Here is a 24,497-nt window from a genome sequence, read left to right as displayed (position 1 = left end):
CGCTAGAGCCTCAGGGCTTGGTTTTCACCGTCACGTCGGTCACGTCAGACAGGTCGCGGCTTGCCGCAGGCCGGCCCGCACCGGGGCGCCAGCGGTCGGCCGCCTGGTAGGCCCGGTTCCAGCCCGCGCCCGGGTTCACCCGCATCACCCAGGGGCTGACCGGCTGGCCGGTCAGCTTGGCCCAGGCGGCACGCACGCCCCAGAGCGCAGCCAAAACCAGCACCACACACAAGAGGCTGGCAAAAAACACCAGGCCCATCGCCACCAGCAACACCCGCACCACCAAACGGCTCAGGTTGGATAAAAGATCAGCCAAAAAGTCCTCCGTAAGCTACCGGGTCTTACCCCACAAAAAGTTGGGGCCCACAAAGATGCAGCCACTACTATGAAGCGCATGGCGACCCGAAGGTTCCCGCCCTCATTTCCGAAGGCAAGCCCTGAAGCCCCATATGGAGAACCCAACCATGGAATTCAAGGACTACTACCAAATAATGGGCCTGGCGCGCGACGCCACGCAGGACGACATCCGGCGCGCCTACCGGCAGCTGGCACGCAAAACCCATCCCGATGTCAACAAGGCCGCCGACTCTGAAAAACGCTTCAAGGAAATTGGCGAAGCCTACGCGGTACTCAAAGACCCGGAAAAGCGCGCCGCCTACGACGCCCTGGGCAGCCAATGGCGCGAAGGCCAGGACTTCCGGCCGCCGCCCGACTGGAACACTCAGCGCCCGCATCCACGCGATGCCGGCGCCGCCCCGGACGACTCTGACGCCAGCGACTTCTTTGACAGCTTATTCCGGCAAGGCTTTGGTGCAGGCCAGCCCGGCGGCCGCCACGCCCATTTCGAGGTGGATGGCGAAGACCAGTACGCCAAGATACTGGTGGACCTGGAAGACAGCTACCTGGGCGCCACACGGCGCATTAACCTGCGCGATGTGCAGCTGGATGTGACCATCCCCCGCGGCATACGCGCCGGGCAGCACATCCGGCTGGCCGGGCGCGGCGCGCCGGGGCTGGGCAAGGGCAAACCCGGCGACCTGTTCCTGGAAGTCGCCTTCCGCCCGCATGCGCACTACCGGGTCGATATGCGCGATGTCTACCTCGACTTGCCGCTCAGCCCCTGGGAAGCCGCGCTGGGCGCAGAGATCCGGGTGCCCACGCCCGGTGGCGAGGTCGACCTGACGATCCCTAAAGGCTCGGCGGCAGGGCGCAAGCTGCGCCTCAAAGGCCGCGGCATCCCCGGCAGTACACCGGGTGACTTCTACTTCGTGCTGCAAATCGCCCTACCCCCGGCCGACAGCGAAGCCACGGCCCAGCTGTACCGCGACATGGCCGCACAGTGCCCATCGTTCCAACCCCGCGCCCATCTGGGAGACAAGCCATGAACCCGCTAGCCCCTATCCACGAAGAAGAAACCGACCTGACCCTGGCCGAGCTGTGCCAGCACTGCAGCATCCAGACCGAGGTGGTGCTGGAAATGGTCGAAGAAGGCGTTCTGACACCCCAGGGCGACGCCCCCGCGCAGTGGCGCTTTACCGGCGTGCACGTACAGCGCGCGCGGGTGGCGGTGCGGCTGCACCGCGACCTGGGCGTGAACCACGCCGGCGCCGCGCTGGCCCTGCAACTGCTGGAAGAAATCGAAACCTTGCGCGCACGACTGCAAGCCCTCGGGCAGCAGGAATAGGCATAAAAAAAGCGGCTGGAATAGATCCAGCCGCTTTTCAGTTATGCCCGAAACAGGCTAGCCTGGAGCTTAGTCGCCAAAACTGAACTGCCCCGGCGCCTGGATCGGGTCCACATCCACAGGAATTACCGACTTGGGCGCAAATTTGCCCTCCAGCAGCAGCTTGGACAGCGGATTTTCGATGCGCTGCTGGATCGCACGCTTCAAAGGCCGGGCACCGAACACCGGGTCGAAACCGACCTTGGCCAGCTCGGCGATGGCGGCAGGCGATACTTGCAGCTCCAGGTCCATCTTCGCCAGCCGGGCCTGCAGCACCTTGATCTGGATTGCGGCGATGGCCTCGATGTTCTTCGCGTCCAGCGCATGGAACACCACGGTCTCGTCGATGCGGTTCAGGAACTCGGGGCGGAAGTAGTTCTTCAGCTCGTCCTGCACCGCGTCCTTGATGTCCTCGTAGTCCTGGCCCACCATGTTCTGGATGATGGGCGAGCCGATGTTGCTGGTCATCACGATCACCGTGTTCTTGAAGTCCACGGTACGGCCCTGGCCGTCGGTCAGGCGGCCGTCGTCGAGCACCTGCAGCAGGATGTTGAACACGTCGGGGTGGGCCTTTTCCACCTCGTCCAGCAGCAGCACGCTATAGGGCTTGCGGCGCACGGCTTCGGTCAGATAGCCGCCCTCCTCGTAGCCCACGTAGCCGGGCGGCGCACCGATCAGGCGGGCCACCGAATGCTTCTCCATGAACTCGCTCATGTCGATGCGCACCAGGTGGTCTTCGGAGTCGAACATGAAGCCGGCCAGCGCCTTGCACAGCTCGGTCTTGCCCACGCCCGTGGGGCCGAGGAACAGGAAGGAGCCGGTAGGCCGGTTCGGGTCGGACAGGCCGGCACGGGATCGACGGATCGCATTCGCCACGGCGGTAATCGCCTCGTCCTGACCGACCACGCGGTCGTGCAACTTGACCTCCATCTGCAGCAGCTTGTCGCGCTCGCCCTGCATCAGCTTGCTGACCGGAATGCCGGTGGCGCGTGCCACCACTTCGGCGATTTCCTCGGCTCCGACCTGGGTACGCAACAGACGGGGGGCACTTGCCACGCCCTTGCTGGACTCCTTGTCCTGCGCTTCCTTGAGCTGCTTTTCCAGCTCGGGCAGCTTGCCGTATTGCAGCTCGGCCACCTTGTTGAAATCGCCCTTGCGTGTCAACTCTTCGATCTGGAACTTCAGCTTGTCGATGGCCTCGCGCACATGGGCGCTGCCCTGGGCCTGGGCCTTTTCAGACTGCCAGATCTCGTCGTAGTCGGCGATCTCCTTTTGCAGCTTGACGATCTCTTCCTGGATCAGGCTGAAGCGCTTGATCGACGAGTCGTCCTTCTCGCGGCGCACGGCTTCGCGCTCGATCTGCAGCTGGATCAGCCGGCGGTCCAGCTTGTCCATCACCTCGGGCTTGGAATCCATTTCGATCTTGATCTTGGCCGCGGCTTCGTCGATCAGATCGATGGCTTTGTCCGGCAGGAAGCGGTCGGTAATGTAGCGGTGGCTGAGTTCGGCCGCAGCCACGATGGCCGGGTCGGTAATGTCCACGCCGTGGTGGACTTCGTACTTTTCTTGCAGGCCGCGCAGGATGGCGATGGTGGCTTCCACCGTCGGTTCGCCGACCAGAATCTTCTGGAAGCGCCGCTCCAGCGCCGCGTCTTTTTCGATGTACTTGCGGTACTCGTCCAAGGTGGTGGCGCCCACGCAGTGCAGCTCGCCACGCGCCAAGGCAGGCTTGAGCATATTACCCGCGTCCATCGCGCCCTCGGCCTTGCCGGCGCCGACCATGGTGTGCAGCTCGTCGATGAAGACGATGGTCTGGCCTTCGTCCTTGGCCAGTTCTTTCAGCACGGTCTTCAGACGTTCTTCGAATTCGCCGCGGAACTTGGCGCCGGCCAGCAAAGCGGCCATGTCCAGCGAGAGTACGCGCTTGCCTTTCAGCGACTCCGGCACCTCGCCGGCGACGATGCGCTGGGCCAGGCCTTCGACGATGGCGGTCTTGCCCACGCCGGGCTCGCCGATCAGCACCGGGTTGTTCTTGGTGCGGCGTTGCAGCACCTGGATGGCGCGGCGGATCTCGTCGTCGCGGCCGATCACCGGGTCCAGCTTACCCAGGCGAGCGCGCTCGGTCAGGTCCATGCAGTATTTCTTCAGCGCTTCGCGCTGGCCTTCGGCATCGGCGTTGTCCACGCTCTGGCCGCCGCGCACCGCGTCGACCGCGGCTTCCAGCGATTTGCGGGTCAGGCCGTTGGCGCGCACCTGCTGGGCAAAGTCAGATTTGCTGTCGGTCAGCGCCAGCAGGAACAGCTCGCTGGACACGAACTGGTCGCCGCGCTTGATGGCCTCCTTCTCGGCGCCCTGCAGCAGGCTGACGAAGTCGCGGCTGGGCTGCACCTGGTCCTGGCCGTGCACCGTGGGCAGCTTTTTCAGCGCGGCCTCGGCCACCGCCAGCAGGCTGGGCACGTTGACGCCCGCGCGCTGCAGCAACGCCTGCGGGCCGTCGTCCTGACGCAGCATGGCGGCCAGCACGTGGGCCGGTTCGATGTAGCCGTGGTCGGCGCCGAGCGCCAGGGTTTGTGCATCGCCCAGGGCTTCCTGGAACTTGGTAGTGAGTTTGTCTTGTCGCATAAGAATCTCCAATGCTGTGCCAGATGGGGAGGCTGACCGCATTTTCAAGGCTGCGCGCCGCACAGACTTTGCGCCAGATCAACCAATAAATTTATAAAAAATCGGGCTCTGGCGCAATCAACACCTGCGCCGGAAGCTACCAAAACGATAGCAAACCGGTGATACACCTCAAGCGTTGCCAAGGCCTAAAATTCGCGGCATGAATATCCACCAGCTATCGGCGCGCTACATCGAGGAGCAAGACCGCATTCTGGTGCGCATCAACACCAGCGAAGGCAGTGAAATGCGCCTCTGGTTCACCCGCCGCCTGACCTTGGCCCTGTGGCCCACGCTGAACAAGGCCGTGGTCGAACACATCGCCCGGCAGGACAGCTTCACCGCCCATCTGCACGACGAAGCCAGCAAGAAGATGCTGGCCGACTTCCAGCGCGAAGCCGTGCTCAAGAGCGCCGACTTCTCCACCCCCTACCAGGACCAGGATGCGGAAGCCTCCGTCACCCTGCCTCTAGGCACCGCCCCGCTGCTGGTGACCGAGGTGCGGATCACACCGGTGGCCAGCGGCCCCCTGAAGATCGCCTTCAACGAACAGTTGCCCGAGCAAAAATCCCCGCGCGGCTTCCAGGTCGAGCTGGCGCCACCGCTGGTGCACGGCCTGGTACAGCTGCTGGAGCAGGCCCTGGCCCAGTCCGCCTGGACCCAGGTCAGCGAAGTGCAGGAGGCGCTGGGCCGGTCCACCGGTAGCGCCGCCGCCGAGGACCGGCCCAAGTACCTGAACTAGACACGCGGGCCAAGCCCGTGCGTGCGTACAATCGGCCCATGCATCCCAGCGCCACACCCATGACCACGCAGTGCCTCGCCCTGCGTGGCAGCAGCGTGGCCGCCGGTGCATCCAAAAAACCCCAGCTCATCTGACCGGAGCTGCGGTTCCGTCCTCAGATGAGCGATGGAACCGACACTCTACCCCCCTCCCCGTCCGGTCCGCGCTCCTTTGAAGATGGTTCTCCATCGGTCTTTGTCAAAGGAAACAAGCGTGCATTCTCTCGATGATTTTTCTGGCCTGTGGATTTCCCTGGTCACCCCTTTCGCCGACGGTGCGGTAGACCACCCGGCCCTGGCGCGGCTGGTGCAGCGGCTGCGCGGCACGGGCATTGCCGGCTTCGTCGCCTGCGGCTCCACCGGCGAGGCCGCGTCGCTGGATGAAGCCGAGCAGCAAGCCGTGCTGGATACGGTGCTGGTAGCCGCCCAGGGCCTGCCGGTGGTGATGGGCTTGTCGGGCTACCACCTGCCCAAGATGCTGGCTGCGGTAAAAGCCACCAGCGCCCAGCCAGTCGCCGGCCTGCTGGTCACCGCGCCCTGCTACATCCGGCCCTCGCAGTCCGGCCTGCTGCGCTGGTTCACCGACCTGGCCGACGCATCCCAGGTGCCGCTGATCATCTACGACATTCCCTACCGCACCGGCGCCACCTTGGACCTGGCCACCCTGCTGCAGCTGGCCCGGCACCCGCGCATCCGCGCCATCAAGGACTGCGGTGGCGATGCGGCCAAGACCGCCGCCCTGGTCGCCAGCGGCGCGCTGCAAGTCCTGACCGGCGAAGATGCGCAGTTCTTCAGCACCCTGGCCCAGGGCGGCGCGGGTGCAATATCCGCCAGCGCCCATGGCCATACGCAACGGTTTGTAAAAGTGATGCAGGCGATTGCCGAGGGTGATCTGCCGCAGGCCCGGACGCTGTGGCAGCCGCTGCTGCCCTGGATCGCCGGCCAATTTGCCGAACCGAATCCCGGGCCGATCAAGGGCTGGCTGGCGCATTACGGGCTGATGCAGGCAGAGTTGCGGGCGCCGATGACGGTAGCCTCGCAAGCCCTGGTAGACCGGCTGGTCACGCTGGACCAGAACCTACCGCCCGTCTGAGCCGTCAGACGTTGGAGGCCTTAATGCCCCAGCGCTGCAGCGCGGCGTCGTCGCTGACCCGGGCGTCGACCCAGCGCGCGCCTTCCGGCGTCTGCTCTTTTTTCCAGAACGGCGCCTGGGTCTTCAGGTAGTCCATCAGGAATTCGCAGGCCTGAAAAGCCTCGCCGCGGTGCGCCGAACTCACGGCCACCCAGACGATCTGGTCCAGCGGCTGCAGCAGGCCGACGCGGTGGATGACCTGCACGGCATAGATGTTGAAACGGGCCAAAGCCGCGTCGACCATGGCTTCGATGGCCTTCTCGGTCATGCCCGGGTAATGCTCGAGTTCCATGCTCAGCACCTCGGCGCTGGCGTCCGGGTGCCAGTCGCGCACCGTGCCCAGAAAGCTGCACACCGCGCCCACACGCCGGTCGCCCTGGCGCAGCGCGGCCAGCTCGGTGCTGGGATCGAAGTCCTGGGTCTGGATGCGGACGCGCGGCGTGGTCATGCGTACATTTTGCCAGCCATGGCGGCCGCTGTTTATCATCCGGCCACCACCTGGAGACTGCCATGCCCTACATGCTTTTGATCTTGGAGCCGACCGAGCAAAGACGCAGCCGCAGCGAGGCCGAAGGCCGTGCGGTCTACCAGCGCATGCTGGACTTTGGCGCCGACCTGCAGGCCCGCGGCCTGCTGCTCGCCAGCGAATCCCTGGCCTCGCAGGCCAGCGCCACGCGCATCCAGCGGCAGGACGGCCGGGTGCAGCGCATGGATGGCCCGTTCGCCGAAGCCAAGGAGATGGTGGGCGGCTTCTTCCTGCTCGATTGCCAGAGCTTTGAGGAAGCGGTGGCGATTGCAGCCACCTGCCCGGCGGCCGAGTGGTGTACGGTGGAAGTGCGGGCACTCGCGCCCTGCTTCGAAGACGCGACCTGATCTGCAGCATCAGGGTTTGCACCTAGTATTTGTTTGTCGATTTCGCGTCTCCCCGTTCGTCGTGGGGATGAAGACCCGCAAAGTCTTCCATCCTTTTCACTACCCAGGAGAACCCCATGCGATTCATGGTCATTATCAAAGCCACACCCGACTCCGAAGCCGGTGTCGTGCCCCCCGAAAGCCTGATGGCCGCCATGGCCGATTACCACGGGCAGCTGGCCCAGGCCGGCGTGCTGCTCGACGGCTCGGGCCTGCAGCCCAGTTCCAAAGGCTGGCGCATCCGCTACAGCGGCAGCCAACGCCAACTGATCGACGGGCCGTTTACCGAAAGCAAGGAGCTGATCGCCGGCTACACGCTGATCCAGGTGCGCTCGCGCGACGAAGCGCTGGAATGGACCCGGCGCTACCCCAACCCCGTCGGTGAAGGGCTGGACGCCGAGATCGAGGTGCGCCAGCTGTTCGAGCTGGAAGATTTCCCACCCAGCGACACCCTGGAACGCTTTCGCGACATAGGCATGGGCGACAAGCCGCAATAAGCCGCACCCACCCAACACCCACCCACAAACCTGAAAGGAACCACCATGGCCCGCCAAATCTTCGTCAACCTGCCCATCAAGAACATGGAACGCAGCCAAGCCTTCTTCCGCAGCCTGGGCTTCGACTTCAACCCGCAATTCACCAACGAAAAAGGCGCCTGCCTGGTGATCTCGGAGACCATCTACGCCATGCTGCTGGTGGAGAGCTTCTTCCAGAGCTTCACCAAGAAGACCATTACCGATACGGCCACCAGCACCGAGGTGCTGATCTGCCTGTCTTGCGACAGCCGGGTCGAGGTCGACGCACTGGTGGCCAAGGCCTTGGCAGCCGGCGGCACGGCACCGAACGCACCGCAGGACCTGGGCTTCATGTACAGCCACGGCTTTGAAGACCTGGACGGCCACATCTGGGAGCTGGCCTATATGGACATGGCCGCCATGCAGAGCGGCGCATAACCCCGCGCTCCCCATGCATTCGGCCACCCACCAGGCGATAGACGCGGTGTGGCGCATCGAGTCGGCCAAGATCATCGCCGGGCTTGCGCGCATGGTGCGCGATGTCGGCCTGGCCGAAGAGCTGGCGCAGGACGCGCTGATGGCCGCGCTCGAGCATTGGCCGACCGAGGGCGTGCCCGACAAGCCCGCCGCCTGGCTGATGGCCACGGCCAAGCACCGCGCGCTGGACAGCCTGCGCCGCAGCAAGCTGCTGGGCGAAAAGCTGGAGCAGATAGGCCAGGATCTGCTGGCCCAAGAGGCGATGCTGGAACCCGACTTTGTGGACGCGCTGGACGCCGCCCGCGCCAACGAGATCGGCGACGACCTGCTGCGGCTGATCTTCACCGCCTGCCACCCGCTGCTGTCCACCGAGGCGCGTGTGGCGCTGACCCTGAAGCTGCTGTGCGGGCTGACGACCCACGAGATCGCCCGGGCCTTTCTGGTCGCCGAGCCCACCGTGGCCCAGCGCATCGTGCGCGCCAAACGCACGCTGGCCGAGGCCCGGGTGCCGTTCGAACTGCCACGCGGCGCCGCGCTGGGCGAGCGCCTGGCCTCGGTGCTAGAAGTGGTCTACCTGGTGTTCAACGAAGGCTATACCGCCACTGCCGGCGAAGACTGGATGCGCCCGGCCCTGACCCAGGAGGCGCTGCGCCTGGGCCGCATGCTGGCCGGGCTGGCGCCCCATGCCGCCGAGGTGCATGGCCTGCTGGCGTTGATGGAGTTGCAGGCCTCGCGGACCGCGGCGCGGGTGGATGCGGCCGGCCGGCCGGTGCTGCTGCTGGCGCAGGACCGCAGCCGCTGGGACCGCTTGCTGATCCGCCGCGGCCTGCTGGCGCTGGAACGGGCTACCGCCCTGGCTGCGGCCCAGCAGCAGCCATTGGGGTCGTATGCGCTGCAAGCCGCCATCGCCGCCTGCCATGCCCGTGCGCACCGCGCCGAGCAGACCGACTGGGCGCAGATTGCCGGGCTGTACGAAGCCCTGGCGCGCAGCGCGCCGTCACCGGTGGTGGAACTGAACCGCGCGGTCGCCGTGGGCATGGCCTATGGGCCAGCGGCCGGGCTGGCGATCATCGATGCGCTGCAGAACGAGACATCGCTGCAGGCCTACCAGTGGCTGCCCAGCGTGCGCGGCGATCTGCTGGAAAAACTGGGCCGCCGGGACGAAGCCCGGGCCGAATTCGAACGCGCCGCCAGCCTGGCGCTCAATACCCGCGAGCGGGCTTTGCTGCTGGAACGCGCGCAGGCGCTCCGCTAGCCGCGCCGTTTTTACTTTTCGGCAAACGCACGCTCGACCACGAAGTGGCCGGGCGTCGAGGTATTGCCTTCGTGGAAGCCGCGCGCTTCCAGCATGTGCTTTAGGTCGACCAGCATGCCGGGGCTGCCGCACAGCATCACGCGGTCGATGGCCGGGTCGAATTCGGGCAGGTCCAGGTCGGTGAACAGCTTGCCGTTGTGCAGCAGCTCGGTGATGCGGCCCATGTTGCGGTAGGACTCGCGGGTCACCGTGGGGTAGTAGCGCAGCTTGCTGGTGACCATTTCGCCCAGGAATTCGTGCGCCGGCAGATGCTCGGTCAGCATGTCGTGGTAGGCCAACTCTTCGACCTGGCGCACACCGTGGACCACGATGACCTGGTCGAAACGTTCATAGGTTTCGGGGTCGCGCACGATGCTCAGGAACGGCGCCAGGCCGGTGCCGGTGGACAGCAGGTACAGATGCTTGCCGGGCAGCAGGTAGTCGGTGACCAGGGTGCCGGTGGGCTTCTTGCCAACGATGATGGTGTCGCCGACCTTGATGTTCTGCAGGCGCGAAGTCAGTGGGCCGTCCGGCACCTTGATGCTCAGGAATTCCAGGTGCTCTTCGTAGTTGGCGCTGGCGATGCTGTAGGCGCGCAGCAGCGGTTTGCCGTCTTCCTTGCGCAGGCCGATCATGGTGAAGTGGCCGTTGCTGAAACGCAGCGATGGATCGCGGGTGGTCGTGAAGGAGAACAGGCGGTCGGTCCAGTGGTGCACGCTCAGCACGGTTTCTTCGTTGAAAGCACTCATGTCAGATGGAGGTTGGGATGGTGAAAATTGGCGCTATTTTCCTACAGCCGAGCACCCCACCCGGCGCGGGGCGCAGCCACCCTCTGCGCTCCAAGGTAAAACCAAAAGAAATAAGCACATACCGCATATCCCGCCTGCGCAAGCAGCTATTATTAATATAGCAACGCGGTTTTATGCAGCGGTGGGCGCAGGCTGCCGCCCCAGACGTAGCGCGAAAAATGCGAAGAAAAACAGCAGAAAAGCCACCCGCGGCACGTCCAGCACGCTGCTGACCAGGCCGACCAGCGCCACCCCGCTCAGCGACGCCGCCAGGTAGGGCGCCAGCGGCTGCTGCCGGGCCCGGCCCAACACCAGGCTCCACAGCGCAGCGCCCAGCACCGCCAGCGTGAGCAGCAGGCCGAGCAGACCGCGCTCGATCAACAGCTCCAGGTACAGGTTGTCGATATGCCAGGGCAGGTAGTACGAGCGCGCCACCGGGAACCAGCGGGCCGGGCCGTCGGCAAAGTCGGCGTTGGCCAGCAGCTCCTTGCCGCGCGAGGTCCGCAACTGTATGGACTGGAAATCCACATGTTCCCCGGCTCCCCAGATAGAGACCGCCAGCACGCCGAAGCGCGGCGCGTACCAGGGTCCGCCCGTGAAGTTGCGGCCCCGCAAGGGCACGCTCAGCTGTTGCCACACCTTGGTCGAGGGCCGCAGCTGCACATACCCGTCCTGGCAGCGCGCCGGGTAGAGCAAATGCCGCTCGCACAGCTGCAGATAGACGTCGACCGGCCGCTGCACCCGCACCTGCAGCGCCGCCTGGTAGCGCTGGCCGGGTACCAGCTGCACCCGCTGGGTGATGGCGTACAGGCCGTCCAGCTCGCTATCGGTATCGGGGCCGAACAGCTGCAGGTGGGCCGGTGACTGCAGCCCCGCTGGCTGCCACGCCACATGGCCGGACCACTCGCCCAACGGCGAACTGCGTGCGTAGTTGGCAGGCAGGCGGCCCAGGCCCTTGCCCAGCAGCAGATCGCCCGGGTCTTGCAGCAGGTCCAGGCCGCGCTGCCAATGCTCTACCCGGCTGCCGAAGTCGCGTTCGGTGTCGGCCAGGCGGTCGGCCATGAAGCTGCCACCCGTCAGCACACCCGCCACTTCGGCGACCAGCGCCAGGCTGAGCGCCCAGGCCGCCTTGGAACGCCAACCCACAGGCCGTCGGCGCTGCCACATGGCCCGCACCAGCAGCCGTGGGTCCAGGCCGGCTTTTTGCGCCCATAGCAGCAGGCCTAGCAGAAACAGCGGTGCCAGCATGGACAGGTAGACGCCGCGCGAAAACGTAGTCAGGCCCGCATAGGCCACCAGCAGGGCCAGCACCGCCCCCCAGGCCCATTGCCAGGGCCGCCGGGCCGTGCGCAAAGCCCAGACCACGAAGGGCGTAGACAAGGCCAGGTAGGCATCGATTGCCGCCCCGCCCACATGCATCTCCCAGAACAAGGCGGTAGTGCGGTATTTGGCGGTGAAGTTGAACCAGCCCGGAAACGCCGCGCGCTCCCACAGCACCACCAGGGTCACGCACACCAGGCCCGCCAGCATGCCCGCGGCCAGGCGCTTGCAGGCCTGCACGGGTGAGCGGCGCAAGTCCTGTTGCAGCAAGGGCATGCACAAACTGGCCCAGAGCAGGCTTTTGAAGATGCGCCAGCTGTTCAGCGGGTCCGCATAGCCCTGGAACCAGCCCCAGCGCCAACCACCTGCGTCCTGCACCCCGCGCAGCAGGGCCAGCAGGCCCGCGCTGGCCAGCACAACGATGGCCAGCGTAGAAAAGGAGAGCTTGCGACGCCAGAAGAACGGCTCCCCCATCGGCTGCCTTGCGATGCGGAAATAGCCCGCGGCCAGCACGGCCAGCATCAACAGGTCGAACTCGTCAAAGACCAGCCAGCCGGTCCAGGGGGCGAAGTTCAGAAACGGCAGGCCTGCCGGAACCGCAAACAGCCACAGGCTGGGCCGCCAGGCCGCGGTGACGCTGGCCGCGTAAAAACCCAGCAGTGCCAGCATGGGTGCCGCCGGATGGGCGGCTGCCAAGCCCAGACCGGCGCCGAAACAGATGAGCGCCAGCAGCGCCGAGACAGTCCTGCGCGGGTCCACCCCGGGGCGTGCCTAGACCAGCACTTCCACGCAGGCCGGATGGCCTAGAAAGCCTTGCGGGCTGGCACTGGCGCCATAGGCGCCCGACTGGAACACCACCACCAGGTCACCCTCTTCGGCCCTGGGCAGGACCATGCGGTCGCCCAGCAGATCCAGCGGCGTACACAGCGGACCGACCACCGAGGCCGGCTCGGTATCCAGCGCGCCCATGCGGTTGCCGATGGCCACCGGATAGTTTTTGCGGATCACTTGGCCGAAGTTGCCCGAGGCTGACAAATGGTGGTGCAACCCGCCGTCGGTGACCAAGAACACCTGGCCGCGCGAAACCTTGCGGTCCAGCACGCTGGCCACATACACGCCGGCTTCGCCCACCAGGTAGCGGCCGAGCTCGATGACGAACGCCGCCTGTGGCAGCTCGGTCTTGGCGCGCTCGGCCAGCGCTGCCAGGTTGTCGCCAATTGGCTGCAGATCGATGCGCTGCTCGCCTGGGAAGTACGGAATGCCGAAACCGCCGCCCAGGTTCAGAAAGCGCACCGGCTGCGGCGCGCTATCGGCCAGACGCACGGCCAGCGCATAGGACTTTTGCTGGGCTTCGCAAATCGATTCGGGGCGCAGGTTCTGCGAACCGGCAAACAGGTGGAAGCCTTCGAACGCCAGGCCCGCGGCGCCAATGGCGGCCAGCAGCTCGGGCATTTGCTCCACGTCCACGCCAAACTGCTTGGGGCCGCCGCCCATCTTCATGCCCGAGCCCTTGAGCTCGAAGTCGGGATTCACGCGCACTGCGACCCGGGCAGCCAGGCCCAGGTCTTGCGAAATCTGCGCCAGCAGGTGCACTTCGCGCATGGATTCCAGGTTCACCAGCACGCCCGAGGCCACGGCCTGGCGCAGTTCAGACTCGCGCTTACCCGGGCCGGCAAAGCTGACCTCTTGCGGATCGGCACCGGCGTCCAGCGCCACCTTGAGCTCGCCAGCGGAGGCCACGTCAATGCCATCCACCAAACCCGCCATCAGACCCACCACGGCCGGCATCGGGTTGGCCTTCATCGCGTAGTGCAGCTTGACACTGGCAGGCAAGGCGGTGCGCAGCTCAGCCACGCGGTTGCGCAGCTGGGCCCGGTCGTAGGCGTAGAACGGGGTCTGCCCCACCCGCGCCGCCAGCTGCGACAAGGGCATGCCGCCCACGACCAGCTCGCCGTCGCGAACAGGAAACTGGGACAGCGGAGCGTGGACGGGGATGGGGCGGTCGATGGCGGTCATATATAAAAGTTGCTCAGTTGGCGTGGCGCTCGGCCCAGTCGGTGGACAGCCATTTGCGGTCGATCTTGCCATTCGGATTGCGCGGCAAGGGCCCGGCCACCACCTCCACGTGGGCGGGCACCATGTAGGCGGGCATGCGGCTGCGGCAGTCGGCCAGCAAGGCCGCGGTGTCGAGTGGCGCGTCGTCCGGCGCAGTGGCAATCACCTGGATCGCCTGGCCCCAGGCCGGGTGTTCGACACCAAAGGCCACGCACTCGCCGACCCGCTTGGTGGCATACAGCACTTCCTCCACCTCGGTGGGGCTGACGCGGTAGCCCGAAGACTTGATCATTTCGTCGCGCCGGCCAATGAAGTACAGAAAGCCTTCAGCGTCCATGCGCACGGTATCACCGGAGAACACGGCGTACTCGGGCAGTTGCAGGCCGGCCTGGCGGCCGGGCGCATCTGCAGCCAGCAGCTTGTAGCGCTCGGCGGTTTTTTCAGCATCGTTCCAGTAGCCGAGGCCGACCAAGGCGCCGCGGTGCACCAGTTCGCCGGGCTCGTCCGGGGCACAAGGGCTGCCGTCTTCGCGCAGCACCAGGATTTCGGCATTCGGAATGGCTTTGCCGATGGAGTCGGGGCGGCGGTCCACCTCGGCAGGCGGCAGATAGGTGGAGCGGAAGGCTTCGGTCAGGCCGTACATCAGAAACGGCTGGCTCTTGGGCACGCGCTGGCGCAGCAGATCCAGGGTTTCGCGCGGCATGCGGCCACCGGTGTTGGCAAAGTAACGCAGCTTGTCGCCAATCGCGGCAGGCCATTCGAGCTGGGTCAGCTGGATGTACAGGGGCGGCACGGCGGTCAGGCCGGTCACGCCTTCGCGCTCCATGGCTTTGAGCACATCGCGCGGCATCAGGTAGTTCAGCAGCACGACCCGCGCGCCGACAAAGAACGCGGTGGTCAGCTGGCTGAAACCGGCATCAAAAGACAAAGGCAAGGCAGCCAACAAGGTGTCAGCGCTGGTATTCTCTAGATAGCTTGCTACACTTTTTGCACCAGCCACCATATTGCGGTGCGACAGCACCACGCCCTTGGGTTTGCCGGTGCTGCCCGAGGTGTACAGGATGGCAGCCATGTCGGTATCAATCACCCGGTGCCCGGCACGGGGCGGCGCGGCCAGCAGATCGCACCACACAGTTTGCGGCAGGCCGGGGCTGGGCTGCGGCGCGGGTTCGGTCACCACCACATGCCGGACATCGGGGCAATCGCCGAGCACTCCGGCCAGCAGCGCCAGGCGGTCGGGCGAAGTCACCAGCACGCGCACATTGCAATCGCGCAAGATGAAGGCCACCTGCTCGGGCTTGAGCAAGGGGTTGAGCGGCACAAAGACCGCCCCTGCGGCCGGCGCGCCAAAGCTGGCCACCACGGTTTCAAAGCGCTTCTCCAGGTAAATCGCCACCCGCTCGCCGCGCGCCAGACCCAAGCCCATCAAGCCTGCAGCAAAACCGGTGACGGCCTGCTGCAGTTCGCCATACCCCATGGATGCGGCGCCGTGGGTGAGCGCCCGGTTTAGCGGCGCCCGCTGGGCTGACTCGGCAATAAGTTCATGCAAAAGAGTGGATTCACGCATAGAGATAGAGCTGGCGCCGTAAAAATCAGGGATTCTCAAAAGTATCGCACAGGGATTCAGGCGCCAACTGTGTATGCGCCGCCTAGAATGCGGCCTACTTTTAGCAAATAAAACAGAGGTTTTCCATGGATGTGACACAGGAGGTCATTCGGGTGTTGGACGAGGTGCTGAGCCTGAATGGCCGCGGCGCTGCTTTTACCCGCGAAACCCATTTGCTCGGCGCCATTCCCGAGCTGGATTCCATGGCCGTTGTATCACTGATCACCAGCCTGGAAGAGCATTTTGGCCTGACGGTGGACGACGACGATATGGATGGCTCGACATTTGCCACGGTTGGTTCGTTGACCGACTTTGTCAGCGACAAACTTAACGCCTGAAACTTCCAACGTCGCATGCAAGCGTTCTTCCTGCCTCTGGGGTCTGGCCAGAGGTTTGCCATGTTCCACCCTTCGCAAAGTGCCATTACCCGTGGGCTGGTTGTCTACGTGCATCCCTTTGCCGAAGAAATGAACAAATCCCGTCGTATGGCGGCCTTGCAAGCACGGGCAATGGCGAGTGCTGGATACACGGTTTTGCAACTGGATTTAACGGGATGCGGGGATAGCTCTGGAGACTTTGGCGATGCGAGCTGGCAGGACTGGGTCGACGATATAGTCTTTGCCTGCCAATGGTTGCGCAGCAAGGGTGATGCGCCGCTGTGGCTATGGGGGCTGCGGGCAGGCTGCCTGCTAGCTGCACAAGCCGCCCAACAGCTGAACGAGACATGTAACTTTCTTTTTTGGTCTCCCACCCCGGCAGGCAAGCCACTCGTGCAACAATTTTTACGCCTCAAGGCAGCAGGTGATCTGGCCAGCGGCAATGCAAAAGCAGTAATGGACGGCCTGCGGCAGCAATTGGCGGCAGGCGCATCCGTCGAAATTGCAGGCTATGTGCTTTCCGCAAACCTGGCGTCGGGCATGGAGCTAGCCACGTTGACACCACCGACTTCAGCTGGCCGCCTTGAGTGGCTGGATGTATCTACCCAGGCAGGTGCTGAATTGTCGCCAGCTTCGACCAAACAGCTGCAGACATGGCAAAACGCCGGGGTTAGGGTGCGCAGCCAAGTGGTTGAAGGACCAGCCTTCTGGCAAACCAGTGAAATAGAAGAGGCTCCGAACCTGCTGATCGCCACACTGGCCGCATTGGATCAACCCGCTGCCGCCATGGTCGCCCAATGAGCACAACAGAACAAGCCGTGCTGTTCTCTTGCGCCCAAGAGACACAAGTTGGGATCCTCAGCTTGCCCGCAGAACAAGCGCAAGTGGGTGTGGTAATTGCGGTGGGCGGGCCTCAATACCGTGCTGGCAGCCACCGGCAATTTGTATTGTTGGCTCGCAGATTGGCCACCGCCGGCTACGCGGTGCTGCGCTTCGACTACCGTGGCATGGGTGATAGCAGCGGTAGTGCCAGAGACTTCCTAGATGCCAGCCCAGATATCGCGGCTGCGATCAACACATTGCACGAGCACGCACCAGAGATTCGCAGCACGGTCATCTGGGGTCTATGCGATGCGGCCTCCGCCGCACTGCTCTACCTGCAAGACACGAAAGATACCCGTGTGACCGGGCTATGCTTGCTAAATCCATGGGTGCGCTCCGAGACCAGTTTGGCGCGCACGCAGGTCAAGCACTATTACATTCAGCGCGTGATGCAGCGTACATTCTGGACCAAGCTGCTCAGTGGCCAAGTAGCCTGGGGCGCGTTGAAAGGTTTAGCCCGTAATATTCGCCTTTCCAAGGCGGCCTCGCCTTCACGAGGTGCAGGCGACCTGCCATTTCAGCAGCGTATGGCAAATGCATGGACGGATTTTGATGGTCGCATCCTGCTGCTGCTCAGCGGTAACGATTACACGGCCAAGGAATTTCTAGAGTACGCTGACGCGGACACCGCTTGGTCCAAGGCTCTTAAGCAGGCACGACTGGAAAGACACGATCTGGCCAACGCTGACCATACTTTTTCCAATCGATTGGCACAGACCACCGTAGAGAACCTGACATTGGATTGGCTAGCGACGACAAGTAATGCAATTAAATGATGGGGTTAAAGAAGGATGTTTCCAATGAAACTCAGATTATTTAATTATTTCTTTATCTTTTTGATACTGCTCAGCCCCTCATCGTTCGCACAAGTTGCAAGCGCGGAATGTGGCTCGCTGGAAAATGCATTTGGGCCATTCGACTATCGGGTTGAACGCGGCAACAATTTGCATCTGGTTGAAATCGCGCATTTCACTCCAGCCGTCGAAGCACTCATCAAGGGCAACGCTGGCTATCTGGGAGGAGATCTGGACTACACGCTACGGGCGTTTCCAAACCACCACCGGGCCTTGATGTCCGTGATGCGATATGGGGAGAGAAGTAAAACAGCGATTCCCAAAGATATGCGTTATTCCGTCGAATGCTATTTTGAGCGAGCCATCCGGTTTCGCCCAGATGATGCAATTTCACGCATGATTTATTCGATGTATTTGGCAAAAAATGGCCGCAACACTGATGCGGTTCGCCAACTAGACCTCGCAGCGGCAGGCGCAGAAGACAAGGAGAATGCATTTACCCACTACAACCTGGGTCTGAATTACTTTGACCTCAAAGAATATGGGAAGGCGCTTGCACAGGCCCACAAGTCCTATGCCTTAGGATTCATCCAACCCGCCCTGAGAGATAAGCTCAAGGAAGCAGGCAAATGGACAGACCCCGAAACGGTGGACGACGAAACCGGCAAGTCATCCACCGATATTGCCAAATAACCCCCAGAGAGTGTTGTTTGCAAAGTAACTCCAAAGAACTCAAGGCCACTCCACGCGCACTACCTCGAGGACCCGTACTCGACTGGTCCAGTTTCGGGCGCACGAACATGCCGAACATTCGCAGTGTCGAGTCGCTGCCCCACACAGTATTCACAACCAGTGGCCGAGCTGCCATCTACCAGGCGCTATTGCAGCTCAAACTACCTGCGAACAGTGCGGTACTTGTGCCCACCTACCACTGCCCGACCATGGTGGCGCCCGTGCTACTCGCCCATCTGAAAGTCTCCTATTTTGGCTTGCTGCCGAATGGACTTCCCCATCTTGATGCGATCAACCCTGCAACGCTAAATGAATGCAAAGCCATGTTGGTTCCGCATTATTTTGGTCTGGCCCAGTCACTGAATAAAGTCCGTAAATGGTGCGATGAGCACGGGATTGCACTTATTGAGGATTGTGCACACTGCTACTTTGGGGAAGCAGGAGAAAGAGCCGTTGGAGCTTGGGGCGACTTTGCGACCGCCAGCTTGTCCAAATTCTTCCCCGTACCAGAAGCCGGTCTACTCGCTTCAGCACACCGCCCTATTACGCCACTGCAACTAGAAAATCCATCCTTGAAGGCTCAGCTCAAAGGTTGGCTGGATGTGATGGAACTTGCCACACGCTACCAGCGTTTGCGCGGTGTCGGTGCCTTGCTGGCACCTTTGTTTCGTTTCAAAAATTTTCGCACGCAGACGCCCACTGCACAGGAGACCGCTGTGCAACCCATGGCAAGCACCATGATGCGGGAATGCGATATGTCGCGCATTCGGCAAACACCGTTATCGGCATCTATGGCATTGAAAGCAACGCTCCCCCGTGGCCGCATCATCGCCCGGCGTCAGCAAAACTTCGCCAGCTATGCTGCACACTTTGTTGATGTGTCAGGGGCGCGGCCCTTGTTTCCCGACACCCTCAATTCGGCAGCATCCACTGCCCCATATGTTTTTCCTTTGTGGGTGGACGAACCAGACGAAATTTACCAAGCATTGCGTTCGCTCAAACTTCCGGTTTTTCGTTGGGATCGCATCTGGCCGGGCACGCCGACCTTACCGCAAGATATGGGGCCCTTATGGAGCCACCACGTGCTACAACTGCTGTGTCACCAAGACCTCAGTACGGCAGATATTGATCACACGGCAGAAATGCTGTTGCACTTACTAAAAGCACAGCAAGCAACGCTGTGCCCAGCTGAAACATCGCGGTAAAGCCGCACACCCATACGCATGCACGCCTCCACACTTCACTGGCAAAATCTGCCCGCCAATGCACTCCAGCAAACCACTGGTTTAATGGACGAATGGGATCGCCTCAACGCCACCCGTGCCAATTTGCCCTTTATGACAGCCCACGCAGTGCAATTGGCGCTCTCCATATTTGGTTCGGGCGCGGAAAGACTGTTAGTTGCGAAGCAATTCGACTCAATTGTGGCCATGCTAGTGCTGGTACCCGATGGCTTGCTCCAATGGCGTACCTTCCAGCCGTCACAGTTACCTTTAGGTGTGTGGGTAGCGGCAAACACCCTCAATGCGACAGATCTCGCGCGCAGCTTAATCAACGGCCCCCTCGGCCTATGCCTAGGCTTCTCTATGACCCAAGTAGATCCCTTGATCGCGCCACGCGAACCCGACCAGGCGGACACCAAGCTTATCGATTACATCGACACCGGATGGATCGACATTACTGGCACATTTGATGACTACTGGGCAGCCCGTGGCAAAAACCTGCGCCAAAACATGCGCAAACAAAGAAACAAGCTTGCGGCAGAAGGTATTGTCACTAGCATGCGTGTACTGAGAGCGCCCGGAGAAATGGCCGATGCAATAGCACGGTACGGCGTGCTGGAGAGCTCCGGATGGAAGGCCTCTGAAGGCACGGCCATACATCCAGATAATGAGCAAGGGCAGTTTTATATACAGTTACTCAAAAATGCAGCCCAACACGATGGTGCAGTCGTCTACGAATATCTATTCAATGAAAAAACAGTTGCGCTGAACTTATGCATACAGCGTCAAGACACATTGGTCATTCTAAAAACAACCTACGATGAATCTATTCAAGCCTACTCGCCTGCATTCCTATTAAGTCAAGATGAAATTGAACATATATTCGGCGAAGGAAAAATACGGCGCCTAGAATATTACGGCAGAATGATGGAGTGGCATACACGATGGACTGAAAACAAGCGAACGCTATACCATCTAACATGCTACCGGTGGGGTTGGCTAAAAAAATTGGCCGAGCGTAGGCAAAAGAAGACTGATCATGTTACTGCTGCAATTCCACAGGCTGCAGCGGCCAACCATGCCAACGTATCCCCGCAGGAATCCAGTCCGTGATCACCGTTGTAATTCCCTACTACCAAAAGGAATCTGGAATACTCGCCAGAGCATTGGCCAGTATTGAAGCCCAGCAATCACCGGGCATGGCTGTACATGTTCTTGTAGTGGATGATGCATCCCCTATTTCTGCGGAATCGGAATTAGAAAATCTAAATCCCAAAAACCACACACTACAGATAATTCGACAAAGTAATGGGGGTCCCGGCTCCGCGCGCAATACAGGTATCAACAACGCACCGCCGCAGACCCGCTACATTGCTTTTCTGGATTCGGATGATGAATGGTCAACTGATCACCTGTTGCGCGCTGTAGCTGCAATGGGCGCCGGATTTGATTTTTATTTTGCTGATCACTATCAATTGGGTTCAACAATTGGTGCATTTTCAAGAGCTGGTCGCATTAAACCAATAGATCATCCAAAAATTGATATACCACAAGAAAATATACATGCCTACCAAGGAGATTTGTTAGACCAAATTATTCGAGGCAATGTAATTGGAACATCCACTGTCGTATACGACTTCGTACGTTTTCAGGACAAACGTTTTAAAGTTGAATTCACCAACGCAGGTGAGGACTATTTATTTTGGATGGATATAGCACATAGCGGAGCCAGAACATCTTTTTCAAACCAATCCGAAGCCACATATGGTCGAGGAGTAAATATATATGCCGGCACTGGTTGGGGAAGCGAAAAAAATCTATTGCGCATTCACAATGAAATAAAATACAAAAAATTAATCTGCAAAATTTTTCCAATCACACCATTTCAGCACTCTCACATTAACATTGACTTGAAAAATCTGCGGCTTTCATTTGGACAAGATTTGCTGCATCGAATTTTTCATCGTAAAAAATTACCTTATTCATTATTGCGGGAACATTTCCTCCTTGATCCCTCCAGTTTCCTATTACTTCCATTGGTTCTGGCAAGTTCGTTAACTCGGCGAAAAGGATACTGATCCTGCATGCTTTCATTGACGGTTAGATCCGCGCACCGGCACGGCCGAGGCGAGCGATACGGAACTATGCAAAACCTTGTGAGATTCGCTGCGCAAGCGGACTGGAGTGCGTACCGCAACCCATACGAACTGCGGCACAACATTGCCAGCCATCTGCTCAGTCAGGGCGAGAATCCAACCTATAGCGCTAAGCTACTAGAGCACAAAGATACGGAAATAGGAATCCGCACGTACGGGTGCAGGGTAGAGCAAAGCCCATCACTGGAGTTTGACAAGCCGCCAGCGAAGCACGGCACCGCATGCCTACCGGGCTTGCCCGAGATAGCCGACGGAGCCAACAAATGTGTGAAGAATGTGTGAGTACCTGGACGGCACTGGACGGTAGATGGAAACGTAAGTCGTTGATTTTTAACGACTTACGTATGGTTTTGTGGTGGAGCTGGGGGGATTTGAACCCCCGTCCGCAAGCCTTCTTCGAACAGTTCTACATGTGTAGCCGTCTGGTTTAAGTCTCGCCTTTTACATCGCGCAGTGGCACGCTATGCAAAACGCCAGTAACCTATTTTCTCGGAGCCCACTAAGTTACCCAGTGAGCGCCCAGCCAAATGAAGTTACCCCGCAGCCTGGACGGCAAAACCTTGCGGCTCCACCACCCTTGCCCAGCCTATTGGCTTGCTGTTGCGAGGCTCACGCGCAATTAAGCGGCGAGTGCGAAACGTTCGTCGTTTGCAGTTAGGTTTTTTCTGCTGTTTTACGAGGTGACAGAACCTCGACATGCCCTGCTGCGCGTCCGAACCCACGTCGAAACCAGTGCAGCCCCAAGCAATCATTTTAAGCCATTAAGTGCTTGGCCGTTGGGCAAGCACTTTAATAAGTCCAATGGCGAATGGATTGCCGCGTGCGCCCCCCACCGCGCAACATCCGTGTTGTGTCCCAAATACCCATACGCAGCAGCAACTGTAGCCATACCCGCAGCCCGACCAGCCACAATATCTCGCTCGTCGTCACCCACATATACGCAACGCTCTGGAGTCAGCCCCAGCCGCCTAGCGGCCTCCAACAAGGGTTCAGGGTGGGGCTTAGCATGCGGCGTGGTGTCCCCCCCGACCACAGCACCAGCCGTACCGAACAGTGGCATCGATTGCGTTAAGGGAATGGCAAAACGCTCAGACTTATTGGTTACCACCCCCCAAGACAACGATCGGGCCACCAACTGAGCCAATAGTTCTGGAACCCCTTCAAACGCATACGTTTCTTGGGTAAGCCGCCTTTCATAATTGACAAAAAACTCCTCTCGCATCGCAGCAAAGTCGGGATGATCGGGCTGCATGCCAAAAGCAATACCCAGCATGCCACGCGCTCCTGCACCCACCATCGGACGGTAGCGCTCAGCCGCATATGAAGACAAGCCTCGGTCCGTCCGCATTTTGTCGACTGCCCCCGCAAGATCGGGCGCGCTATCTACCAAGGTTCCGTCCAAATCGAACAATACCGCTTGTACGTTGTGAAAAACGGGATGTACGTTCGATGTCATAGCTTTTGCGTGGCAATCATGTAGTTCACACTGGTATCCGAACTCAACCAATAGCGCTGAGTCAAAGGATTGAACTCAAGTCCACGGGTGTGCTGCAACGTCAACCCCGCACTCCGGCAATGTGCCGCCAGCTCGCTAGGGCGAATCATTTTCTCGTACGCGTGGGTACCGCGTGGCAGCATGTTGAGAACATACTCTGCCCCTACAACAGCCAACAAGAATGCTTTCGCACTTCTATGGATAGTTGAGAAGAACACCCAGCCGCCCGGCTTTACCAGAGCGGCACATGCACGAACCACAGAAGCAGGGTCCGGTACGTGCTCCAGCATCTCCATACAGGTAACGATATCAAAGCTGCCCGGTTGCTCACTCGCTATCTCCTCTGCACTGACTTCCCGATACTTCAATGTCGGCGTTTGGGCCTCCAGGGCGTGGAGTTGCGCCACTCTCAATGCTTTCGTAGATAAGTCGATCCCCAATACATCTGCACCGCAACGGGCCATGGAGTCCGCCAGGATGCCGCCGCCGCAACCCACATCCAGCACACGTTGCCCATTGACGGATGCAATACTGTTAATCCAGCCCAGGCGCAGCGGATTGATTTGGTGCAGAGGCCGAAACTCGCTATCGGCATCCCACCAACGGTGGGCTAGGTCAGAGAATTTGGCCAGCTCGGCCGGGTCGGCATTCAGACTAGGGTTCATTGCTCCATTTTCTCAGATTACACAGCGTCAATCACTCCAGCCCCACGCACCGCAACACGTAAAAAAAAGCCCTCGGAACGTGAGTTCAGAGGGCTTCGGCGAACAGGCTCTGGAGCCTGTTCGAGACCATCACACCAAGCTAGCTCGGTGTTAGACCTTTTGATTACTTGTTGCGCGTGCCAACAACTTCGATTTCAACGCGGCGGTTCTTAGCGCGGCCTTCAGCAGTCTTGTTGTCAGCAACAGGTTGCTTCTCGCCCTTGCCTTCGGTGTAAACGCGGTTCTTTTCGATGCCGCTGGACACCAGATAAGCCTTGACGGACTCAGAACGGCGAACCGACAGCTTCTGGTTGTATGCATCGCTGCCCACGGAGTCGGTATGACCCACGGCAATGATCACTTCCAGGTTGATGCCCTTGACCTTGGCAACCAGGTCGTCCAGCTTGGCTTTGCCTTCTGGCTTCAGAACCGACTTGTTGAAGTCAAAGAACGCGTCAGCTGCGTAGGTTACCTTTTCTGCAACCATGGCAGGAGCCACGACAGCAGGGGCAGGAGCAGCAGCGACAGGTGCTGGTGCTGGTGCGGGAGCAGCAACCGGAGCTGGAGCAGCAACTGGAACAATAGCGCCGTCGCAGCCAGGAGCAGCCGTTGCGGGCGTCCAGTAAGCATCACGCCAGCACAGTTCGTTGGTACCGTTCTTCCAGACCAACTCGTTGGTGCCGTTCTTCCAGTTATCAACGGTTTGTGCGCCCGCGGCGGTTACAAGCGCTGCGGAGGCAAACATCATTGCCACTTTGTTCAATTTCTTCATGGTTCTCCTCTTGGGGAAAAAGCCGCAGCAGCGCTGCGAAACGGGACGCTTACAGTGACCATCACTGCAAACGTTCAAACAATTGTGCCACAGGGCTAAGGG

Annotated in this window: 25 protein-coding genes and 1 other RNA gene; 15 read left to right on the top strand and 11 right to left on the bottom strand. The window is 60.9% G+C overall.

Features of this window, described 5'->3' with window-relative positions; all coding sequences use genetic code 11:
- Nucleotides 1-10: 10 nt before the first annotated feature.
- Nucleotides 11-316 (bottom strand): hypothetical protein, encoded by a 306-nt coding sequence (locus J2X19_RS04030; RefSeq protein WP_310370862.1) that lies wholly within the window; start codon nt 314-316, stop codon nt 11-13.
- Nucleotides 317-464: 148 nt separating this feature from the next.
- On the opposite strand from J2X19_RS04030, the gene J2X19_RS04025 reads away from it, so the two are divergent.
- Both J2X19_RS04025 and J2X19_RS04020 read left to right on the top strand, forming a co-directional pair.
- On the top strand, nt 465-1,385 hold the full coding sequence (locus J2X19_RS04025) for a DnaJ C-terminal domain-containing protein (protein WP_116604660.1): 921 nt from the start codon (nt 465-467) through the stop codon (nt 1,383-1,385).
- The gene (locus tag J2X19_RS04020) at nt 1,382-1,684 is read left to right on the top strand and encodes a chaperone modulator CbpM (RefSeq protein ID WP_116604661.1); all 303 of its coding nucleotides are present in this window, start codon (nt 1,382-1,384) and stop codon (nt 1,682-1,684) included. The genes J2X19_RS04025 and J2X19_RS04020 overlap by 4 nt, the downstream gene beginning before the upstream one ends.
- 69 nt (nt 1,685-1,753) lie before the next feature.
- Here J2X19_RS04020 and clpB read toward each other — a convergent pair whose 3' ends face one another.
- Complete coding sequence (gene clpB, locus J2X19_RS04015; protein ID WP_310370857.1) at nt 1,754-4,345, bottom strand: ATP-dependent chaperone ClpB; 2,592 nt, start codon at nt 4,343-4,345, stop codon at nt 1,754-1,756.
- Between the two features lie 199 nt (nt 4,346-4,544).
- Between clpB and J2X19_RS04010 the strand changes: the two genes are divergently transcribed.
- Both J2X19_RS04010 and J2X19_RS04005 read left to right on the top strand, forming a co-directional pair.
- Entirely contained in the window at nt 4,545-5,123 is a 579-nt protein-coding gene (locus tag J2X19_RS04010) for a hypothetical protein (protein ID WP_310370855.1), read from the top strand.
- 216 nt (nt 5,124-5,339) lie between these two features.
- Entirely contained in the window at nt 5,340-6,254 is a 915-nt protein-coding gene (locus J2X19_RS04005; RefSeq protein WP_310372633.1) for a 4-hydroxy-tetrahydrodipicolinate synthase family protein, read from the top strand.
- A 4-nt stretch (nt 6,255-6,258) separates the two neighbouring features.
- Here the strand turns inward: J2X19_RS04005 and J2X19_RS04000 are convergent, their stop codons facing one another.
- Nucleotides 6,259-6,741, bottom strand: a complete 483-nt coding sequence (locus J2X19_RS04000) for a molybdenum cofactor biosynthesis protein MoaE (RefSeq protein WP_310370853.1) — start codon at nt 6,739-6,741, stop codon at nt 6,259-6,261.
- Nucleotides 6,742-6,803: 62 nt separating this feature from the next.
- Between J2X19_RS04000 and J2X19_RS03995 the strand changes: the two genes are divergently transcribed.
- From J2X19_RS03995 to J2X19_RS03980, 4 genes are all read left to right on the top strand, one after another.
- Entirely contained in the window at nt 6,804-7,166 is a 363-nt protein-coding gene (locus tag J2X19_RS03995) for a YciI family protein (protein ID WP_310370851.1), read from the top strand.
- Between the two features lie 116 nt (nt 7,167-7,282).
- Nucleotides 7,283-7,702, top strand: a complete 420-nt coding sequence (locus J2X19_RS03990; RefSeq protein WP_310370849.1) for a YciI family protein — start codon at nt 7,283-7,285, stop codon at nt 7,700-7,702.
- Between the two features lie 45 nt (nt 7,703-7,747).
- Entirely contained in the window at nt 7,748-8,158 is a 411-nt protein-coding gene (locus tag J2X19_RS03985) for a VOC family protein (protein WP_310370848.1), read from the top strand.
- A gap of 13 nt (nt 8,159-8,171) precedes the next feature.
- Entirely contained in the window at nt 8,172-9,452 is a 1,281-nt protein-coding gene (locus J2X19_RS03980; RefSeq protein ID WP_310370846.1) for an RNA polymerase sigma factor, read from the top strand.
- Between the two features lie 11 nt (nt 9,453-9,463).
- On the opposite strand, the gene J2X19_RS03975 is transcribed toward J2X19_RS03980, so the two are convergent.
- From J2X19_RS03975 to J2X19_RS03960, 4 genes are all read right to left on the bottom strand, one after another.
- Nucleotides 9,464-10,240 carry a ferredoxin--NADP reductase gene (locus tag J2X19_RS03975; protein ID WP_092761431.1) on the bottom strand — a complete coding sequence of 259 codons (777 nt, stop codon included), beginning with the start codon at nt 10,238-10,240 and terminating at the stop codon, nt 9,464-9,466.
- 171 nt (nt 10,241-10,411) lie between these two features.
- Entirely contained in the window at nt 10,412-12,268 is a 1,857-nt protein-coding gene (locus J2X19_RS03970) for a hypothetical protein (protein WP_310370843.1), read from the bottom strand.
- A gap of 102 nt (nt 12,269-12,370) precedes the next feature.
- A complete protein-coding gene (locus tag J2X19_RS03965; RefSeq protein WP_310370841.1) occupies nt 12,371-13,615 on the bottom strand; it encodes a pyridoxal-dependent decarboxylase, exosortase A system-associated in 1,245 nt (414 codons plus the stop codon).
- 13 nt (nt 13,616-13,628) lie between these two features.
- Complete coding sequence (locus J2X19_RS03960; protein WP_310370839.1) at nt 13,629-15,221, bottom strand: acyl-CoA ligase (AMP-forming), exosortase A system-associated; 1,593 nt, start codon at nt 15,219-15,221, stop codon at nt 13,629-13,631.
- A gap of 125 nt (nt 15,222-15,346) precedes the next feature.
- On the opposite strand from J2X19_RS03960, the gene J2X19_RS03955 reads away from it, so the two are divergent.
- From J2X19_RS03955 to J2X19_RS03925, 7 genes are all read left to right on the top strand, one after another.
- Nucleotides 15,347-15,598: an acyl carrier protein gene (locus tag J2X19_RS03955; protein WP_310370837.1), complete on the top strand. Its 252-nt coding sequence runs from the start codon at nt 15,347-15,349 to the stop codon at nt 15,596-15,598.
- Nucleotides 15,599-15,613: 15 nt separating this feature from the next.
- Nucleotides 15,614-16,438, top strand: coding sequence for a hydrolase 2, exosortase A system-associated (locus J2X19_RS03950; RefSeq protein ID WP_310370835.1), 825 nt, complete (start codon nt 15,614-15,616; stop codon nt 16,436-16,438).
- Nucleotides 16,435-17,295: a hydrolase 1, exosortase A system-associated gene (locus tag J2X19_RS03945; protein WP_310370832.1), complete on the top strand. Its 861-nt coding sequence runs from the start codon at nt 16,435-16,437 to the stop codon at nt 17,293-17,295. Before J2X19_RS03950 ends, J2X19_RS03945 begins: the two co-directional genes overlap by 4 nt.
- A 24-nt stretch (nt 17,296-17,319) precedes the next feature.
- Entirely contained in the window at nt 17,320-18,006 is a 687-nt protein-coding gene (locus tag J2X19_RS03940) for an ABC transporter permease (RefSeq protein WP_310370831.1), read from the top strand.
- Nucleotides 18,007-18,113: 107 nt separating this feature from the next.
- Nucleotides 18,114-19,250 carry a DegT/DnrJ/EryC1/StrS family aminotransferase gene (locus tag J2X19_RS03935; protein ID WP_310370829.1) on the top strand — a complete coding sequence of 379 codons (1,137 nt, stop codon included), beginning with the start codon at nt 18,114-18,116 and terminating at the stop codon, nt 19,248-19,250.
- An 18-nt stretch (nt 19,251-19,268) separates the two neighbouring features.
- A complete protein-coding gene (locus tag J2X19_RS03930; RefSeq protein ID WP_310370827.1) occupies nt 19,269-20,381 on the top strand; it encodes a GNAT family N-acetyltransferase in 1,113 nt (370 codons plus the stop codon).
- Nucleotides 20,378-21,346 carry a glycosyltransferase family 2 protein gene (locus tag J2X19_RS03925; RefSeq protein WP_310370825.1) on the top strand — a complete coding sequence of 323 codons (969 nt, stop codon included), beginning with the start codon at nt 20,378-20,380 and terminating at the stop codon, nt 21,344-21,346. The genes J2X19_RS03930 and J2X19_RS03925 overlap by 4 nt, the downstream gene beginning before the upstream one ends.
- A gap of 431 nt (nt 21,347-21,777) precedes the next feature.
- Here the strand turns inward: J2X19_RS03925 and ssrA are convergent.
- The 4 genes from ssrA to ompA all read right to left on the bottom strand — a co-directional run bounded on the left by ssrA (nt 21,778) and on the right by ompA (nt 24,395).
- Nucleotides 21,778-22,166, bottom strand: a transfer-messenger RNA (tmRNA) gene (gene ssrA, locus J2X19_RS03920).
- Nucleotides 22,167-22,172: 6 nt separating this feature from the next.
- Nucleotides 22,173-22,880: an HAD-IA family hydrolase gene (locus J2X19_RS03915; RefSeq protein WP_310370823.1), complete on the bottom strand. Its 708-nt coding sequence runs from the start codon at nt 22,878-22,880 to the stop codon at nt 22,173-22,175.
- Nucleotides 22,877-23,584 carry a bifunctional 2-polyprenyl-6-hydroxyphenol methylase/3-demethylubiquinol 3-O-methyltransferase UbiG gene (gene ubiG / locus J2X19_RS03910; RefSeq protein ID WP_116604692.1) on the bottom strand — a complete coding sequence of 236 codons (708 nt, stop codon included), beginning with the start codon at nt 23,582-23,584 and terminating at the stop codon, nt 22,877-22,879. The genes J2X19_RS03915 and ubiG overlap by 4 nt, the downstream gene beginning before the upstream one ends.
- Nucleotides 23,585-23,747: 163 nt before the next feature.
- Nucleotides 23,748-24,395 carry an outer membrane protein OmpA gene (gene ompA, locus J2X19_RS03905; protein ID WP_116604693.1) on the bottom strand — a complete coding sequence of 216 codons (648 nt, stop codon included), beginning with the start codon at nt 24,393-24,395 and terminating at the stop codon, nt 23,748-23,750.
- Between the last annotated feature and the right edge of the window lie 102 nt (nt 24,396-24,497).

It is taken from the genome of Rhodoferax ferrireducens (assembly GCF_031458075.1).
Lineage (GTDB): Bacteria > Pseudomonadota > Gammaproteobacteria > Burkholderiales > Burkholderiaceae_C > Rhodoferax_B > Rhodoferax_B ferrireducens_A.
The sequence above is the reverse complement of the archived record's forward strand: the minus strand, read 5'-3'. Positions and strand labels throughout refer to the sequence as shown.